Genomic DNA, 18,247 nt, shown 5'->3' with positions numbered 1-18,247 from the left:
CGATTAGAAGATACAGATCAAGAGTAAAAACCAGCTCAGTTGCTGAACTTCCCGGGCATCGCACCCAGGGTTTCTCAAGGTCTGAAGGAAGAAACGCACAAGAGTCCGTGAGGTCACGGACTCTGATGGCAGGTGTCAGGCAGGTTCGACTTGCAGCGCAACGCGCTCACGACAAGGGCATTCGTCCATGTAACGATGCGCCTCGACAAACTCGTTGAACGGGAAAACCCGGGTCTTGAGTGGCACCAGCACGCGGTCGGCGGTCAATTGATTGATGTCACGCAGGGCACGTTGGAGGGCGACATGATCCTGCACGATCCCCAGTTCCGGTTTGCCGGTGAAATTGCCGATGCAGTGAACGAAGAACTGAATGTTCTTCTGGAACGCTGCGCACGCCGGAAATGGCGTCTGGTTGCCACCTTGCAGACCATACAGCACCAGACTGCCGCGAGGTGCCAGCACATCGCCCAACAACGACATCTGCGGCCCGCCGAGACCGTCGAACACCACGTTGACGCCACGGTTGTCGGTGATCTTGTTGATTCGCATCAACAGATCCTCCTCTTCGGTGACAATCACCTTTTCGGCACCAAGGGACAGCAGGTATTCACGTTCCTCCGCGGTTTTCGTGGCGGCAATCACCCGTACACCCAAGGCCTTGCCCAGCTGGACAAAGGATGGACCGGCGCAATGGCTGGCATCGGTGACCAGCGCAAATTGCCCCGGTTTGACGCGTGCCAGATCGACATAACCGAAATAGGCGATCAACAGCGGCGTGTAATGCACGCTGGCCTCGATCGGGGTCAGCACGTCCGGATAACGGGTAAGCGCGGTACGTGGCAGAACGATCAGTTCGCCGTAGACCGGATAGTCATTGGGACTCTCGGCCGGGAAGCTGGCCACCTTGTCACCGACGATCAGGTCTTCAACACCGTCGCCAATGGCTGTGACCACACCCGCCATTTCATGGCCCAGGCCCGAAGGCAGGCGAGCCTGTGACGATGCCAGGTTCTGACGCCAGAGCGTGTCGTACCAACTGATGCCGATCGCCTCGACACGCACCTGCACTTCGCCAGGACCTGGCTGAGCGGCCGCATGCTCTTCGCATTTGAGCACCTCGGCCGGACCAAACTTGTGAAAACGGATCGTGCGGGACATCGCAAACCTCGTCAAAGTAACCTCTAATGCCCTGAACTCTATCTGGGCTTTCCAGCCAAGACCATCAGTGGCCATTAATAGTCGACATGCCTGTCATTGATTCCGCAGTATGGCCAGCATTGGGAAAATCCATGAAAAAACTGGCGCTGCCTGCTCAGTAAAGCTGAATTACCCGGTGCAGACTACCAGCCTTTCCCCGTAATATTCATGCCGGCCATTGTTCTCATATGGCTGCCCTCGTCAAGCTTGATGACTCTGCCAGGACTCCAGATGAATCGTAATGACCTGCGTCGTGTCGACCTGAACCTGTTGATCGTATTCGAAACCCTGATGCACGAACGCAGCGTGACCCGCGCGGCGGAAAAGCTGTTTCTCGGCCAGCCGGCGATCAGTGCGGCGCTCTCGCGCCTGCGTGGTCTGTTCGATGATCCGCTGTTTGTGCGCACCGGGCGCAGCATGGAGCCGTCCGCCCGGGCGGTGGAAATCTTCGCCCTGCTCTCCCCGGCGCTGGATTCGATTTCGACAGCGGTCAGCCGTGCGGCTGAATTCGACCCTGCCACCAGTACATCGGTGTTTCGCATCGGTTTGTCGGACGACGTCGAATTCGCGCTGCTGCCCATGCTGCTCAAGCGCCTGCGCGCCGAGGCCCCGGGCATCGTGCTGGTGGTGCGCCGCGTCAACTACATTCTGATGCCCGGTATGCTCGCCTCGGGTGAAATCTCCATCGGCGTCAGCTACACCACCGACCTGCCGGCCAACGCTAAGCGTAAGGTCTTGCGCCGCAGCCAGCCAAAACTGCTACGCGCCGACACCGTACCCGGCCCGTTGAGCCTGGACGACTACTGCGCACGCCCCCACGCGCTGGTGTCGTTCGCCGGCGACCTCAGTGGCTTCATCGATGAAGAACTGGAAAAACTCGGACGCAAGCGCCACGTCGTACTGGCCGTGCCGCAGTTCAACGGCTTGAGCACATTGCTGGCCGGCACCGACATCGTCGCCACCGTTCCGGATTACACAGCGGATGCGCTGACGTCTGCGGGTGGAGTCCGGGCGGAAGACCCACCGTTGCCGACGCGCACGTTCGAACTGCACATGGCCTGGCGCGGGTCGCAGGATAACGATCCGGGGGAGCGTTGGTTAAGGTCGCGGATTCAGATGTTCTTCGGGGATCCGGACAGCCTTGAATTGCCTGCAAACTGAATAATCGGCCGACCGGTCTCTCCTTTCCTCGCTTCCGAGAAGGAGTCTCAGTTGGGGCAGGTTGGACTTGTCAAAAAACCACCCCGGCCAGGAAGCATGATTCAGCACGAAGCCTGACGCATCAAGTTGATGCGTCAGACCGAAGCCCCGGATCGAGCCACCCGATAGGCCGACAGGCAGTAAATCAACAACGCCGACGCCGCCAACATACCGCCCACAACCCCGACATAAGCAAAACCAAACTGGCTCCCCACCCAACTTCCCATCAGCGCCCCGCCGCCGATACCGATGTTGTAGATCCCCGAAAACAGCGCCATCGCCACATCGGTGGCGTCAGGTGCCAGTACCAGCACCCGTGATTGCAACGCAAGGCCGAACGCCATGATCGCCATCCCCCAGAACACGCTCAGCGCACACAAGTACGTGACGCTGCCGTTCAGAGGCAACAGCAACGCCAGGCACAGGGCAAGCAGCGATACCGCAACGATCAGAAAACGCGACGGGCTGTAGCGATGCAGCCAGCTGAACAGCACAGATCCGAAAATACCCGCACCGCCGAAGATCAGCAGGATGAGCGTCACCGTCTCGCCGCTCATGCCTGCCACGACCTGAATGAAAGGCTCGACATAGCTGTAAGCCGTGAAATGCGCGGTCACGACCATGGCGGTCAGGATGTAGATCGCCACCAGCGCTGGCCGCTTCAATAACATGGGCAGACTTCGGAGTGAGCCGGAGTTCTGGCTGGGCAACGACGGCAAGACCCTGGCCAGCCAGAGCACCAGCGTGGCGGCCAGAACGGCGATTGCGATAAATGTCGTCCGCCAGCCCATGGCCTCGCCCAATAACCGACCGAGGGGAATACCGAGCACCATTGCGAGGGAGGTTCCGGTTGCCAACAAGCCGAGGGCCTGCACCTGCTTGCCCGGCGGCGCCAGGCGTACTGCCAGCGAGGCGGTGATGGACCAGAACAATGCGTGCGACAACGCCACACCGATCCGGCTCAGCAACAGGACTGCGAAACTTGTCGCCAGACTCGACAGGACGTGGCTGACAATGAACATGCCGAACAGGACGAGCAACAACTTGCGCCGCTCGACGTTGCGCGTCAGCAGCATGATGGGCAGCGACGTCAGCGACACCACCCAGGCATAGATGGTCAGCATCAGCCCGACCTGCGCCGACGTCATGTCGAAACTGCTGCCGATCGAACTCAACAGGCCGACAGGCACGAACTCGGTGGTGTTGAAGACGAATGCAGCCAGTGCCAGCGCGATGACCGAGTACCAGTTGCCGCTGGTTGTAGCCGTAGAGTCGTTCATTTACAGGTCGTTCCAACTGTCGGTTTTGCGCACACCTTGTGCCGGAAAACTTCAGACGACAGGTGGTTCGATGGCGACTCTACTATAAAGAAGCACCATCGGCTTCATCGCCGGCGTCTGGAGCATGGCTTCACGCTTTCATGCCCTCTTCAGCGGTTCCATGACTGTTGCATTCACGGCAACACAGAATTGTCATGGAACACATTGATAGCCTCCTAACGAAAGACGCATGCTAGAGGGCTTCGCTCGGTCTTATATCATTCCGAATGATAGTTACCTTCGTGTCATTCGATTCGTTTGCTATCTACCCGCCGAGCATCATCCGCCCATCTTCAATACATTGGCGGATGCATCCATGGAACAATCACTCAAACATTTGCGCTTCCCGTTGGCTTTGTTGGCCGTGATGGTGATGAGCGCATGCGGCAAAGCCCCGGAGACCGCCGCCACCATGCCTGCTGCGAAAGTCAGCGTGGCCAAGGTGCTGGAACAGCCGGTCAACGAGTGGGACGAATTCACCGGGCGCCTCGAGGCGCCGGAAACCGTTGAAATCCGTCCGCGGGTCTCCGGCCAGATCGACGAAGTGGCCTTCACCGAAGGTGCACTGGTCAAAAAAGGCGACTTGCTGTTCCAGATCGACCCGCGTCCGTTCCAGGCCGAGGTTCGCCGCCTTGAAGCCCTGGTTGCCCAGGCCCGCGCCAATGCCACCCGCAGCGAAAACGAAGCCGGCCGTGGCGAACGTCTGCGCGCCAGCAACGCCATCTCCGCCGAACTGGCTGACTCGCGCACCAGCGCTGCACAAGAAGCCCGCGCCGCCGTGGGTGCACTGCAAGCCCAACTGGACCTGGCCAAACTGAATCTGAGCTTCACCCGCGTGACCGCACCGATCAGCGGTCGCGTCAGCCGTGCGGAGATCACCGCCGGCAACCTGGTGACTGCCGACACCACTCCACTGACCAGCGTGGTTTCCACCGACAAGGTCTACGCCTACTTCGACGCCGATGAACGTGTGTTCCTCAAATACACCCAACTCGCCCGTCAGGGTCAGCGCGGTGCGACCACACCGGTGTACATGGGCCTGTCCAACGAAGACGGCAACCCGCACCTGGGCCAGATGAACTTCGTCGACAACCAGGTCAACCCCAAGACCGGCACCATCCGTGGTCGCGCCGTGTTCGACAACAGCGATGGCACCTACACCCCGGGTCTCTATGCGCGTCTGAAACTGGTGGGCAGCGGCACCTACAACGCCATGCTGATCAATGACGAAGCGGTCGGTACCGACCTCGGCAAGAAATTCGTACTGGTGATGGATGGCGACAATAAAACCGCCTACCGCCCGGTGGAACTCGGGCCGAAGATCGAAGGCCTGCGCATCGTGCGCAGCGGCCTGAACAAGGACGACACGATCATCGTCAAGGGGCTGCAACGGGTTCGCCCAGGCTCTCCGGTATCGCCTGAAGTGATTCCGATGGCCAGCGAACAGACCCTTGCTGCACTGGCTCAACAACGACAAGCGCTGGAAGCCAGCAACCTGCCCAAAGTCGCACCTGCCAAAGGCGCCCAGGGTTCGGTTGTGAAACTGGCTGCTACGGCCCCACGCGGTTAAGGGACGACAACTCCGATGAATTTTTCCCGATTCTTCATTTCACGGCCGATCTTCGCAGCGGTGCTTTCGCTGCTGATCCTGATCGCCGGCGCCATCTCGCTGTTCCAGTTGCCGATCAGCGAATACCCGGAAGTCGTGCCGCCAACCGTGGTGGTGCGTGCCAACTTCCCGGGCGCCAACCCCAAAGTCATCGGTGAAACCGTGGCCGCTCCACTGGAACAGGCCATCACCGGCGTCGAGAACATGCTGTACATGTCCTCGCAGTCCACGGCCGACGGCAAGATCACCCTGACCATCACCTTCGCCCTGGGCACCGACCTGGATAACGCGCAGGTGCAGGTTCAGAACCGTGTAACCCGTACCGAACCAAAGCTTCCCGAGGAAGTGACGCGTATTGGTATCACCGTCGACAAGGCATCGCCCGACCTGACCATGGTTGTGCACTTGACCTCGCCGGACAAGCGCTACGACATGCTGTATCTGTCCAACTACGCGATCCTCAACATCAAGGACGAGCTGGCTCGCCTGGGTGGTGTCGGTGACGTGCAGCTGTTCGGCATGGGCGACTACTCGCTGCGGGTCTGGCTCGACCCGAACAAGACCGCTTCGCGCAACCTGACCGCCACGGATGTGGTGACGGCCATTCGCGAACAGAACCGTCAGGTGGCGGCCGGTCAGCTCGGCGCACCTCCCGCGCCGAATGCCCAGAGCTTTCAACTGTCGATCAACACCCAGGGCCGCCTGGTGTCCGAGGAAGAGTTCGAGAACATCATCATTCGCGCAGGCGATAACGGTGAGATCACTCGTCTGAAGGACATCGCCCGTGTCGAGCTGGGGTCCAGCCAATACGCCCTGCGCTCGCTGCTGAACAATCAGCCGGCCGTGGCGATCCCGATCTTCCAGCGCCCGGGCTCCAATGCCATCGAAATTTCCAACGAAGTTCGCGGCAAGATGGAAGAGCTGAAAAAGAACTTCCCGCAGGGCATGGACTACAGCATCGTCTATGACCCGACGATCTTCGTGCGCGGCTCCATCGAAGCGGTGGTTCACACCCTGTTCGAAGCACTGATCCTCGTGGTTCTGGTGGTGATCCTGTTCCTGCAGACCTGGCGCGCCTCGATCATTCCGTTGGTGGCGGTGCCGGTATCGCTGATCGGTACGTTTGCAGTGATGCACCTGTTCGGCTTCTCGCTCAACGCCCTGTCCTTGTTCGGCCTGGTACTGGCGATCGGTATCGTGGTGGACGACGCCATCGTGGTGGTGGAGAACGTCGAGCGAAACATCGAACTGGGGCTCAAACCGTTCGAAGCCACCCAGCGCGCCATGGGTGAGGTGACCGGCCCGATCATCGCCACGGCACTGGTGCTGTGCGCCGTGTTCGTGCCTGCGGCATTCATTTCCGGCCTGACCGGCCAGTTCTACAAGCAGTTCGCCCTGACCATCGCGATTTCGACGGTGATCTCGGCCTTCAACTCGCTGACCCTGTCGCCGGCTCTGGCCGCGGTACTGCTCAAGGGCCACGACGCGCCGAAGGACCGGTTCTCCCGGGTTCTGGACAAGTTGCTGGGGGGCTGGCTGTTCCGTCCTTTCAACCGCTTCTTCGAAAAGGCCAGCCATGGTTACGTGGGTACCGTGCGCCGGGTCATCCGCAGCAGCGGCATCGCCCTGTTGCTGTACGCAGGTTTGATGGTGCTGACTTTCTTTGGTTTCTCCAGCACGCCAACCGGTTTCGTACCCGGTCAGGACAAGCAATACCTGGTGGCCTTCGCGCAACTGCCGGACGCCGCGAGCCTGGACCGCACCGAAGATGTGATCAAGCGCATGTCCGACCTGGCCCTGAAACAGCCAGGCGTGGAAAGTGCCGTGGCCTTCCCGGGCCTGTCGATCAACGGCTTCACCAACAGTCCGAACGCCGGCATCGTGTTCGTGACGCTGAAACCGTTCGACGAGCGTAAAGACCCGAGCATGTCCGCCGGTGCAATTGCCGGTGCCTTGAACGGCCAGTACGCCGGGATCCAGGAAGCCTACATGGCGATCTTCCCGCCACCGCCGGTACAAGGTCTGGGCACCATCGGTGGTTTCCGCCTGCAAATCGAAGACCGGGGCAACCTGGGCTACGAGGAGCTGTACAAGGAAACCATGAACATCATTACCAAGAGCCACAATGTTCCGGAACTGGCCAACCTGTTCACCAGCTACACCGTGAACGTGCCGCAGATCGATGCCGCCATCGACCGGGAAAAGGCCAAGACCCACGGCGTGGCCGTCAGCGACATCTTCGACACCCTGCAGATTTACCTGGGTTCGCTGTATGCCAACGATTTCAACCGCTTCGGACGCACCTATCAGGTCAACGTTCAGGCCGAACAGCAGTTCCGGCTCGAATCCGACCAGATCGGTCAATTGAAAGTGCGCAACAACAAGGGCGAAATGATCCCGCTGGCGACCTTCATCAAGGTCAGTGACACCTCGGGCCCGGATCGTGTGATGCATTACAACGGTTTCATCACGGCGGAAATCAACGGTGCGGCGGCTCCGGGCTACAGCTCCGGTCAGGCTCAGGCGGCCATCGAGAAACTGCTCAAGGATGAACTTCCGAACGGCATGACCTACGAGTGGACCGACCTGACCTACCAGCAGATCCTGGCCGGCAACACTGCACTGTTCGTGTTCCCGCTCTGCGTATTGCTGGCGTTCCTGGTACTCGCCGCGCAGTACGAAAGCTGGAGTCTGCCGCTTGCGGTGATCCTGATCGTACCGATGACGCTGCTGTCGGCCATTACCGGTGTGATTGCATCGGGCGGTGACAACAACATCTTTACCCAGATCGGCCTGATCGTATTGGTGGGCCTGGCGTGCAAGAACGCGATCCTGATCGTCGAGTTCGCCAAGGATAAACAACAGGAAGGTCTCAGCCCGCTGGCTGCGGTACTGGAAGCCTGCCGTCTGCGTCTGCGGCCGATCCTGATGACCTCGGTGGCCTTCATCATGGGTGTCGTGCCGCTGGTGCTCTCCAGTGGTGCCGGTGCCGAGATGCGTCATGCCATGGGCGTGGCGGTGTTCTCCGGGATGCTGGGGGTGACCTTCTTCGGTCTGTTGCTGACGCCGGTGTTCTACGTCCTGATCCGCAACTTCGTGGAGCGCAGCGAAGCTCGCAAAGCGGCCAAGGCGAACAATCTTCAAAAGCCACTGGAGGCGCACCCATGAGTCTGAAAGTCTTCCTGCCGAGTCTGCTGGTGCTGGCCCTGAGTGCCTGCGCCGTCGGCCCCGACTACAAGACCCCGGCCACGGAGGCAGCCAATATCACCGCCGCCTCCGACGGTGCCGCCGGCCAGAAGAACTTTGACCGTTCGAAGTTCGAAGGCATCTGGTGGCAACAATTCGACGATCCGACCCTCAACCAGTTGGTGACCCAGTCGCTGCAGGGCAACCGTCAGTTGCGCGTGGCCTTCGCTCGCTGGAAAGCAGCCCGGGCCATCCGCGACGATGTCAGCAACGATGCAATGCCGACCATCACCAGCCGCGCCAGCAGCAATCTGGGCAAGGGACAGATCCCCGGTCAGACCACCCAACGGGTCAACAGCGAACGATATGACCTGGGTCTGGACATGGCCTGGGAAGTCGACCTGTTTGGTCGTATCCAGCGCAACCTGGAAGCCAGCGAAGCTGATCAGCAGGCTGCCGAAGCCGATCTGTACCAGTTGCAAGTCACCATGATTGCCGAACTGGTGGACGCTTACGGTCAGCTGCGCGGCGCCCAGCTGCGGGAAAAGATCGCCGTGGCAAACCTGGAAAACCAGCAGGAATCGCGCAAGATCACTATCAGCCTGCGTGACGCCGGTGTTGGCGATCAGCTCGATGTCGAACGCGCCGATGCCCGTCTGGCCTCGGTCGAAGCCAGCGTGCCGCAATTGCAGGCCGAGCAGGTCCGGCAGAAAAACCGCATCGCGACCCTGCTGGGCGAGCGTCCCGACAAGCTGACCGTCGACCTGAGCCCGAAGGACTTGCCCGCCATTGCCAAGGCGTTGCCGATCGGTGATCCGGGTGAGCTGCTGCAACGTCGTCCGGACATCCTCAGCGCCGAACGCAAACTGGCTTCCGCCACGGCGCGTATCGGTGTGGCCAAGGCCGACCTGTTCCCACGGGTCAGTCTCAGCGGTTTCCTCGGCTGGACCGCCGGGCGCGGTTCGCAGATCGGTTCCTCGGCGGCCAATGCCTGGGCTCTGGGCCCGAGCATCACCTGGGCAGCGTTCGACCTTGGCAGCGTGCGGGCCCGCCTGCGCGGTGCCGACGCCGATGCCGAGGGCGCGCTGGCGACCTACGAGCAACAAGTGCTGTTGGCGCTGGAGGAATCCGAGAACGCTTTCAGCGACTACGGCAAACGCCAGCAACGTTTGATCTCGCTGATTCGTCAGAGTGAATCGAGCCGCAAGGCCGCCGATCTGGCTGAGATCCGCTATCGCGAAGGCACCACCGATTTCCTGGTGTTGCTCGACGCCCAGCGTGAACGTTTGAACGCCGAAGACAGCCAGGCCCAGGCCGAAGTCGATCTGTATCGCGGCATCGTGGCGATCTACAAGGCCCTCGGTGGCGGCTGGCAGCCGGAAACCGTCGCCAGCAAGTAACAGGTTTTAAAAGAGCTCCTTTGGTTGGCCGCAACCAACCAATTTTTTGCCCCGCGTATCATTCGGTCGCGGGGCTTTTTTGTGCCTGTCTGTCGTGGTTTTCCAGAACGGTCACCGTGGCAGTCGTGCCCGCCCGTAGACGGTCCTTGCCCCCATAGTCAGGGTCGATGCCGATCCGCACCGGCACCCGTTGCGCCAGTTTCACCCAGGTGTAGCTGGGGTTGATGTTGGCCAGCAGCCGGCTGCCCGGCGCGTTTTCCCGATCGGCGATGGCGAAGGCGATGCTTTGCACGGTACCGCCGAACTTCTCTCCGCTCATCAACTCGATCCGTACCCTGTCGCCCTCCTCGATCCGCGGCAACTTGGTCTCCTCGAAATAGCCGCTGACGTAGAACGAGTCGCTGTCCACCAGTGCCAGCAATGCACCGCCGGCCACCGCGTAGTCGCCCTGCCGGGTCAACAGGTTGGTGACGTAGCCGCTGACCGGCGATTCGACCCGGGTACGCTGCAAGTCCAGCTCTGCCTGGGTCAGTGCTGCAACAGCCAGTTGCACGTTGGCTTCGGCCAGCCCCAGATTGGCCTGATTGCGCAGCAGGTCAGCCTGGGCCACGGCGACGTCGGTGCTGGACTTTTCCCACTCCTCCCCTGAAATCGCAAACCCCTGCTTGAGCGTGCGCCTGCGCCGTTCCTCGCTCTCGCGCTGCTTGAGCAAGGCTTCGCTGGCCACGATGGACGCCCGGGACTGCCCCAGTGTGGCCCTGGCCACCTCGACCGAGCGTTTGGCATGCTCGACGGCCAGGCTGTAGCGGGCCGGGTCGATTTCCAGCAGCAGTTGCCCTTTTTCAACGTGCTGGTTGTCTTGCACGGCCAGACTGACAATGCGCCCGGAAACGTCCGCCGAGAGTGTCACCACGTCCGCCCTCACCCGCGCATCCCGGGTCCAGGGTGCCCGGGTGTAATGCTCCCAGGCGAACCAGCCGAGCACGATGGCCAACAGCACCACCGCCAATGTCGTCAATCGGGTGAGCAATGTCTTCAAGGCCTCAGGCTCCCATCAGCAAAATCAATGTGGCACACACACAGGCGTACAGAGCGCCTTCGAACAGCGCTTCATGCCAGACCAGACGCAACACGCCGAGACGGCGCAATACCCAGTCCAGCAACAGAAAGATCGGGACGGCCAGAATCAACGCCTGGGCAATGGGCGGCAGGTAGACGCCGCCAATCTCGAAATCAATGGGCAAGGCCGGGTACTCCTTCAGGGACGTGGTGCTGCATGTACTCGCCATGGCGCTCAAGAAACGACACGACGATCAGTAACGCCACACGCATACGAAAAACGGACCACAGGTGTTCATGGCTCGCGACATGCAGATCATCCAGCTCGTCGCCCAGTCCATGCAGTGTCATCAGCAGGGGCTTCAACTCGGCGTCCGGCCGACCGGCGACGAAGCGCCCGGTCTGGCGCAGGGCTGCCATCAATTGCCGGCTGAAGGCATCCGACAATAAGGTATTGGTCTGCATTTGCTGCCTGAGCTGGTGAATGGCGACACCGAGTGCCACACAGGCAAGGCTGATTTCATAACGTCGCTGCATGTCCGGATCGTTCGCGGCCGGCAACAGGCCCAGCATCGTCGTCAGGCGATCGACCATGCGGCTTTCAAACGCGAATTGCTGTTCGTCCGTGGCAGGCAGCCTGGTCAATTGATACACCTGCTCTCGCGCTTCGTTGTAGAGCCGGCGTATCCGCAACACCGGACGGAACGGAAAAATCCACGCATACACGATCAGGGCCAGCATCGCCGCGCTGACGTAGGCGCCGGCAAACTCGAACCATTGAATGGCCGTGTTCTGGCCTGTGCCGACATTCTGGGGGCCCAGCATCAGGAAACTCGACAGTCCCAACCCCATCCCGATGCCCGCGTTAGCCGGACTGGACAGCCCGACCGCAATCACATACAGCAACGGCGCAAGCAGCAAGGCCAGCCATTCGAAGTCGCTGACCGCCGGCACCAGCATGAACTGATACAACGCCGAAACCACCAGTGCCAGGCCCAGCCCCCGGGCGTAACTCTGTGCCGCGATCAAGGGGCGCGGAAACGTCGCCATCAGCGAACACAGGATCCCGACCAGAATCATTCCGCCACGTGCACCATCCCAGGCGGTTTCGATCCAGATCAGCCCGGCGATCAGCAAGGCGCTGAAGGCGCGAATCGCGTTCATGGTCGCCAGAGTGAAATCCAGGTACAAAGGGCTGGACTGGCCACGGAACATGCAACTGGCCTCCCGCCCGTCCTGTATCGCTTCGCTCAGCTCAAGGATCTGTTCGATCTGTTGCAGCAGCCGCGCCTGCTCCCAACGCAGCGCCCATGCGAGGGAACGCAGCGTCGCACTCATGTCCTCCGTCAGTTGTTCGGCCCTGTAGGCCAGCTGCTCGAACTGCTGTTGCAGAATGACCAGCCTATGCCGCGTCACTTCCGGCAATGAACGCCCGTGGCGGGCCAGTTCGTCGAGAAATGCCAGCTCATCGGCGCGCAAGCGCTGAACCTCGAGTGGCAGGTCACCTTCCCAGCGCTCGGTCAACAATTGACGTTGATGACGCAGCGCGGTCAGGCGCGAGGTCAACAACATCAGTTGGTTGCCAAGCAGCAATACCAGATTGTTGGCGCTGCGCAGGCGCGGTGCATCGAAATACAAATGTCGCCTCAGCCCTTCGAGGGCGCTGATTTCGCCGAGCAGCAGCATTTGCCGGCGCTGGAACTCAGCCTCGCTTTCTTCCGTACGGATTACCGCAGCGGCATGGGTGGCGACCAGTTTGATCACCTGATCGACTTTCGCGAAATAGTTGCGGGAAACCGCCTCCGGCCGGGCCGTGAGCAAGCTGACGATACACACGCAGGCCACCGCCAGCAGCGTTTCCGTTACCCGCGTGACCGCCAGCAGAAAGGTGCCGTCCTGATCCGGTATCGCCAGCAGCGCCACCACCACGGCGGTATAGCCGCTCAGCACGAAGGCCTGAGAACTGGTGTAGCGCAACAGGGTGCCACCGGCGGTGCAAAGAGCCAGCCACAGCGCCAGGGTCGCAATGAAGGGCAACGGCGCCTGGGGAAAGATCGCCATGATCAATACGGCGACCGCTGCGCCGAGGGTGGTGCCGAGGACCTGGCCGAAACTGCGCGCCAGTGCCATCCCGGCCAGTGGCTGGCTGATGATGACCACCGCCATGATCGACCACTTGGGCTGGTCCAGATCGAACAGAAACGCCAGGTACAACGTCAGCAGCCCGGCCGCGATGGTGCGCAGGGCGAAAAGCAATACCGCCTGACCTGGATGGATCACTGCCTTGAAGTAACTGAACAGGGCTTGCATGGACACGCTCATCGAAAGGAGTCCACCAAGCGTAGTCACTGCTTCGAGCGCTGGAGGGTTACGGCAGCCGACAAATCCTGTAGGCCGATTCAACAGGCGCGATGAGCCGTATCGGGCACGGCGTTTGACTCGCGGCGTCGCCTGACCGAAGCTTGGTCTCTGCGTCAATGGAATGCTTCGGATACCTGCATGCCTCAGTCCCGCCGCTACTTGCTCATCAGTCTTGGCCTCGTGGTCATCCTCGTGATTGCCTGGCTGTCCCTGCGCAGCACCGCTCCGGTGGTGCCGGAAGCGATCAGGCATGGTTACAGCGAAGCGCTCTCCGCTGCCCGCTCCGGGCATCCGGGAGCCGCCAGGATGTTGTATCAGCAACTGGGACGCCCCGACCTGACCGTCAAACGGCGTGTCTGGCTGCATGCCGAACTGTCCAATTACCCGAGTCCTCAGGCTCTGAAGCTGGCCGATTCCGATCTGCAGAACCCGTCACCCGAAGTGCGAATGGCGGCGATCAGGAGCGTGACCGGTCTGGTGCCAGGCGGGCAACGCAGCCTTCTGCTGGGCCCGTTGCTGGACGATGAGGATCAGGCCGTGCGATTTGCGGCGATCAATGCGCTGCTTGGCCTGTCGCCGGATCAACTGGGGCTGTATTTCGCGCCGTTGCAACAAGGCATCGACGGTTGGGAGCTGGCCCTGCAAAGTCAGCCGGAAAGCGCCGACAACTTCGTCCAGCTGGCGCGCCTGCATCTGCACAACGCCGAGCTCAAACAGGCACAGGAGGATCTCGATCGGACCTTGCGCCTGGACCCCGGTAACCTGCCGGCGCTGGTGATGCAAATCGAGGTACTCGACCGCCAAGGCCAGAGCGATGCCGCCCGCCAACTGCTGGCCAGGCAACTGAAGGCCCAGCCCGACTCCGCCTATCTGCAACATGCTCTGGGCTTGTGGCTGCTGCATCACGATCAACGCGAGTTCGCCCTGCTCGGCCTGTCCAAGGCCGTGGAGCTGGAGCCCGACAACAAGGATTATCGCTACGACCTCGCCACCACACTGCACAGCGCCGAGGAACTGGAGGCCGCGCAGAAACAATTGCAGGAGATCGTCCAGCGCCACCCCGCCGACCGCAAGGCCCGGGTCCTGTTGATCAATTACTGGAAGGAAAGCGGCCAGTTGCAGAATGTGCAGATTCTGCTGGCCCAGCTCGAACAGATGAACCCGGACGACCCGGCCCTGCAACAGGGTCTGTGAGCGATAATTGACAGCCTCGGGACACCTCTGGCAATAAAATCGGAACCGTCACCCCGTCAAAAGGTCAAGTTAATCAGGCAGCCCTGAACGGTATGCACCGCAGCTGCCTCGTTTCCCTGTTTATGAGAGGGCATTTCTTGACTACATCGAACGAGTTGATCAATGCCAAGGCCGCCACCGGCATCGAAGGACTGGACGATATCCTGGCCGGGGGCTTGTCTCGTGGTCATGTTTTTCTGTTGGAGGGCGAGCCCGGGACCGGCAAGACCACGATTGCGTTGCACTTTCTGCTGGCCGGCGCCCGTGCCGGTGAACGCTCGTTGTACATCACGCTGTCGGAAACCGAGCGGGAGTTGCGCCAGGGCGCGGCCTCCCACGGCTGGACGCTGGACGAAAATATCGAAATCTTCGAGCTGACACCGTCGGAAAACCTGCTCAATGCCGAGCATCAACAAAGCCTGCTGTACTCCTCCGACCTGGAGCTGGGCGAAGCCACCCGGCAGATTTTCGAAGTGGTCGAACGTTTCAAGCCTACTCGCGTGGTGCTCGACAGCCTTTCGGAAATCCGTCTGCTGGCGCAAAGCTCGCTTCGCTACCGTCGAAAGATTCTGGCGATCAAACACTATTTCGTCCGCTACGACGCCACCGTTCTGCTGCTGGACGACCTGACCGCCGAGTCCCTCGACAAAACCGTTCACAGCGTCGCCCACGGCGTGATTCGCTTGGAAGAGCTGACCCCCAACTATGGGGCGGAGCGTCGGCGCGCACGCGTGGTCAAATACCGTGGCCAGAAATATCGTGGCGGCTTTCATGACTTCACCATTCTGAGCGATGGCGTACACGTTTTTCCGCGCCTGGTGGCGGCTGAACACAAAACCGACTACTCGCGAAAATCGATGAGCAGCGGCATCAGCGAGATGGACGATCTGCTGGGAGGCGGTGTCGAAGCGGGCTCCAGCACCTTGATCCTCGGCCCGGCTGGTACCGGCAAGTCACTGGTGGCCATGGTCTATGCAACGGCGGCGGTGGCCCGTGGAGAGAAAGCGGCGCTGTTCATTTTCGATGAAGAACAGGGTCTGCTGTTCAAACGCATGAAGGGCATGGGCATCGATCTCAATGCCCTGCAGGCCACCGGCAATCTGCTGATTGAACAGGTGGACGCCGCGGAACTGTCCCCCGGCGAGTTCTCCCATCGCGTGCGACGTTGCGTTGACGAAGGCGAGATCAAGACCGTCATTATCGACAGCCTCAATGGTTATCAGGCTGCCATGCCGAAAGAGAACGCGCTCGTTCTGCATATGCACGAACTGTTGCTGTATCTGAACCGTCAGGGCGCCGCCACGTTCATCACGGTGGCCCAGCACGGCGTGGTCGGAGAGATGCAGGCGCCCGTGGACATCACCTATCTGGCCGACACGGTCATCCTGCTGCGCTACTTCGAAGCCCTGGGCAAGGTCCGTCGGGCCATTTCAATCATCAAGAAGCGCACCGGCAGCCACGAATCCACCATTCGCGAATACCGTATTTCCGCCGAAGGGCTGACCATCGGTGAGCCTCTGGACGCCTTCCAGGGCGTATTGCGGGGTGTGCCGACCTACCTCGGCGAAAGCAAACCGTTGCTCAAGGATGCCGACTTGTGACCCTTGCAATGCCGCTGACCGAACGGACATTGATCCTGACGCCACAGGGTCGGGACAGTCAGATCGCGCTGAGGATTCTCAACGAGGCCGGCTACGGCGGCACGATTACCCGCGACTTCACCGAACTCTGCCACGAACTCGAAGCCGGAGCGGGTCTGCTGCTGATCGCAACCGAAGCGCTTCGTGACGCAGGTCTGGAAGGATTGTTGCTGTATCTGGAGCAGCAGCCGGCGTGGTCGGACATGCCGATCGTTTTGCTGACCCATCATGGCGGATCCGATCGAAGCCCTTCCTCGCAGCTCAGTGAACTGCTCGGCAACGTGACATTTCTGGAGCGTCCCTTCCATCCTGCGACGTTGATCAGCCTCGTTTCCACCGCATTGCGCGGGCGACGACGACAGTATGAGGCTCGCGACCGCCTGATCGACCTGAGCAAGAGTGAACTGCGCCTGCAATCGACCCTGGAAACCCTTGAACAACAGGTCGAAGAACGCACCGCGCAACTGCGGCACAACGAAGAAGCCCTGCGTCAGTCGCAGAAAATGGAAGCGGTCGGCCAGCTTACGGGCGGGATCGCCCACGACTTCAACAACATGCTGACCGGCATCATCGGCAGCCTTGAACTGTTGCGCCGGCGCCTGGCTCGCGGGCGTCTGGAAGACCTGGACAGTCTGATCGATCTGGGTGTGACTTCCGCCAACCGCGCCGCCGGCCTGACGCACCGCCTGCTGGCATTCTCCCGCCGGCAGTCGCTGGATTCCAAGGCGGTGCAGATGAATGATCTGGTGCAATCGATGGGTGAGCTGTTGCAACGCAGCCTCAACGAGAGCATCCAGCTGGACATGCGCCTGCACGATCAATTATGGGTGGCCGAGGCGGATCCCAATCAACTGGAAAGCGCCCTGCTCAACCTGGTGATCAACGCCCGTGATGCGATGCCCGATGGCGGCAGTCTGGTGGTTGAAACGGGCAATCAGGTGCTGGACAGCGAATTCACCGACGCCTACAGCAATTTGAAGCCTGGCGATTATGTGGTGCTCAGCGTGAGCGACGACGGTTGCGGCATGCCGGAGAGCGTCATCAATCGCGCGTTCGATCCGTTTTTCACTACCAAGCCCATCGGTCAGGGCACAGGGCTGGGCCTGTCGATGATCTACGGTTTCAGCAAGCAGTCCGGCGGCCACGTTTCGATCGACAGCGAAATCGACCGGGGCACGACGGTCAGACTCTATCTGCCGCGCTTCGAGGGTGAATCCCTGCCCCACACGCCTGTAGATACGGAACAGATGCCCGAAGCGCAGGAAGGCGAAACCGTGCTGATCGTCGAAGACGACCCGGCCGTGCGTGTACTGGTCAGCGCCGTATTGAGCGAGTTGGGTTATGGATTTGTCGAAGCCAGCGACGCCGACGGCGCCGTGCCTATCCTCGATTCCGCCCAACGCATCGACCTGCTGATCAGCGATGTCGGCCTGCCAGGCATGAACGGTCGGCAACTGGCGGAAATCGGCCGGCAATACCGGCCTGAATTGAAAGTGCTGTTCATCACCGGCTACGCCGAGCACGCCGCGGTTCGCGGCGGGTTTCTCGACCCTGGCATGCAGATGATCACCAAGCCGTTCACCTTCGATCTGTTGACGTCGAAGGTGCGGGAAATGATCAAGAACTGAGGCGTTTGACGCCTCAGGCCAGCAATTCCTGAATCTTCTCCTGCAACACGTCCAGGTCGAACGGTTTCTCCAGAATTGGCGCCCGACGTGTGATCGGGCTGCCGGTCTCGCGGATTTCCTGCGGATAGCCGCTGATGAAGATCACCTTCAGGTCAGGACGCAATTTGACGGCAGGTTCGGCAATCTGCACGCCGGAAATCCCGCCCGGTAAACGAAAATCGGTGATCAACATGTCCAGATGCGGCTTGCTCGCCAGAATCTCGAACGCCTGCTCGCCGTTTTCGGCCTGCAATACGCGATAGCCCTGCCCCGACAGATAGTCTGTCAGCACCATCAGGATCACCGGTTCGTCCTCGACGACGAGTACTACATCTTGTGCATCTACGCTCATGGGAAGCCTTTGTTCGGTCAATAG

13 protein-coding genes are annotated in these 18,247 nt (G+C 60.7%); 7 read left to right on the top strand and 6 right to left on the bottom strand.

All coding sequences use genetic code 11. From position 1 onward, the window contains the following. Positions 1-135: 135 nt before the first annotated feature. Positions 136-1,158, bottom strand: coding sequence for a zinc-dependent alcohol dehydrogenase family protein (locus ACK6BI_RS23910; protein ID WP_085709804.1), 1,023 nt, complete (start codon positions 1,156-1,158; stop codon positions 136-138). Positions 1,159-1,428: 270 nt separating this feature from the next. Here ACK6BI_RS23910 and ACK6BI_RS23905 point away from each other — a divergent pair, with 270 nt between their 5' ends. After that, positions 1,429-2,358 carry a LysR family transcriptional regulator gene (locus tag ACK6BI_RS23905; protein WP_409319001.1) on the top strand — a complete coding sequence of 310 codons (930 nt, stop codon included), beginning with the start codon at positions 1,429-1,431 and terminating at the stop codon, positions 2,356-2,358. A gap of 134 nt (positions 2,359-2,492) precedes the next feature. Here ACK6BI_RS23905 and ACK6BI_RS23900 read toward each other — a convergent pair whose 3' ends face one another. Then, positions 2,493-3,677: a sugar transporter gene (locus ACK6BI_RS23900; RefSeq protein ID WP_409319000.1), complete on the bottom strand. Its 1,185-nt coding sequence runs from the start codon at positions 3,675-3,677 to the stop codon at positions 2,493-2,495. Positions 3,678-4,032: 355 nt separating this feature from the next. Between ACK6BI_RS23900 and mexE the strand changes: the two genes are divergently transcribed. Genes mexE through ACK6BI_RS23885 form a run of 3 tightly spaced genes read left to right on the top strand, consistent with a single transcriptional unit; the run spans position 4,033 to position 9,911 of the window. Next, a complete protein-coding gene (gene mexE, locus ACK6BI_RS23895; protein WP_409318999.1) occupies positions 4,033-5,286 on the top strand; it encodes a multidrug efflux RND transporter periplasmic adaptor subunit MexE in 1,254 nt (417 codons plus the stop codon). A 15-nt stretch (positions 5,287-5,301) separates the two neighbouring features. Next, complete coding sequence (locus ACK6BI_RS23890; RefSeq protein WP_065257896.1) at positions 5,302-8,493, top strand: efflux RND transporter permease subunit; 3,192 nt, start codon at positions 5,302-5,304, stop codon at positions 8,491-8,493. Continuing rightward, complete coding sequence (locus tag ACK6BI_RS23885) at positions 8,490-9,911, top strand: efflux transporter outer membrane subunit (RefSeq protein WP_409318998.1); 1,422 nt, start codon at positions 8,490-8,492, stop codon at positions 9,909-9,911. Before ACK6BI_RS23890 ends, ACK6BI_RS23885 begins: the two co-directional genes overlap by 4 nt. A gap of 58 nt (positions 9,912-9,969) precedes the next feature. Here ACK6BI_RS23885 and ACK6BI_RS23880 read toward each other — a convergent pair whose 3' ends face one another. From ACK6BI_RS23880 to ACK6BI_RS23870, 3 genes are read right to left on the bottom strand one after another with little or no spacing between them, the layout of a single operon-like run. Further along, positions 9,970-10,950 (bottom strand): biotin/lipoyl-binding protein, encoded by a 981-nt coding sequence (locus tag ACK6BI_RS23880; RefSeq protein WP_409318997.1) that lies wholly within the window; start codon positions 10,948-10,950, stop codon positions 9,970-9,972. A gap of 4 nt (positions 10,951-10,954) precedes the next feature. Then, complete coding sequence (locus ACK6BI_RS23875; RefSeq protein WP_065257899.1) at positions 10,955-11,155, bottom strand: DUF1656 domain-containing protein; 201 nt, start codon at positions 11,153-11,155, stop codon at positions 10,955-10,957. Then, positions 11,145-13,280: an FUSC family protein gene (locus ACK6BI_RS23870; RefSeq protein ID WP_409318996.1), complete on the bottom strand. Its 2,136-nt coding sequence runs from the start codon at positions 13,278-13,280 to the stop codon at positions 11,145-11,147. The genes ACK6BI_RS23875 and ACK6BI_RS23870 overlap by 11 nt, the downstream gene beginning before the upstream one ends. Before the next feature lie 189 nt (positions 13,281-13,469). On the opposite strand from ACK6BI_RS23870, the gene ACK6BI_RS23865 reads away from it, so the two are divergent. The 3 genes from ACK6BI_RS23865 (at position 13,470) to ACK6BI_RS23855 (ending at position 17,832) form a co-directional block, all read left to right on the top strand. Then, positions 13,470-14,525, top strand: a complete 1,056-nt coding sequence (locus tag ACK6BI_RS23865; RefSeq protein ID WP_409318995.1) for a tetratricopeptide repeat protein — start codon at positions 13,470-13,472, stop codon at positions 14,523-14,525. Positions 14,526-14,662: 137 nt separating this feature from the next. Continuing rightward, positions 14,663-16,165, top strand: a complete 1,503-nt coding sequence (locus ACK6BI_RS23860; protein ID WP_409318994.1) for an ATPase domain-containing protein — start codon at positions 14,663-14,665, stop codon at positions 16,163-16,165. Further along, positions 16,162-17,832 (top strand): ATP-binding protein, encoded by a 1,671-nt coding sequence (locus ACK6BI_RS23855; protein ID WP_409318993.1) that lies wholly within the window; start codon positions 16,162-16,164, stop codon positions 17,830-17,832. Before ACK6BI_RS23860 ends, ACK6BI_RS23855 begins: the two co-directional genes overlap by 4 nt. 13 nt (positions 17,833-17,845) lie before the next feature. Here the strand turns inward: ACK6BI_RS23855 and ACK6BI_RS23850 are convergent, their stop codons facing one another. Next, positions 17,846-18,223 (bottom strand): response regulator, encoded by a 378-nt coding sequence (locus ACK6BI_RS23850; protein ID WP_007954537.1) that lies wholly within the window; start codon positions 18,221-18,223, stop codon positions 17,846-17,848. Positions 18,224-18,247 lie beyond the last annotated feature (24 nt).

The sequence above is a fragment of the Pseudomonas sp. KCJK9016 genome, from assembly GCF_046231795.1.
In the GTDB taxonomy this organism is placed as follows: Bacteria; Pseudomonadota; Gammaproteobacteria; order Pseudomonadales; family Pseudomonadaceae; genus Aquipseudomonas; species Aquipseudomonas bananamidigenes.
Note: the sequence above shows the minus strand (reverse complement) of the source record. Positions and strands in the feature narration are given on the sequence as shown.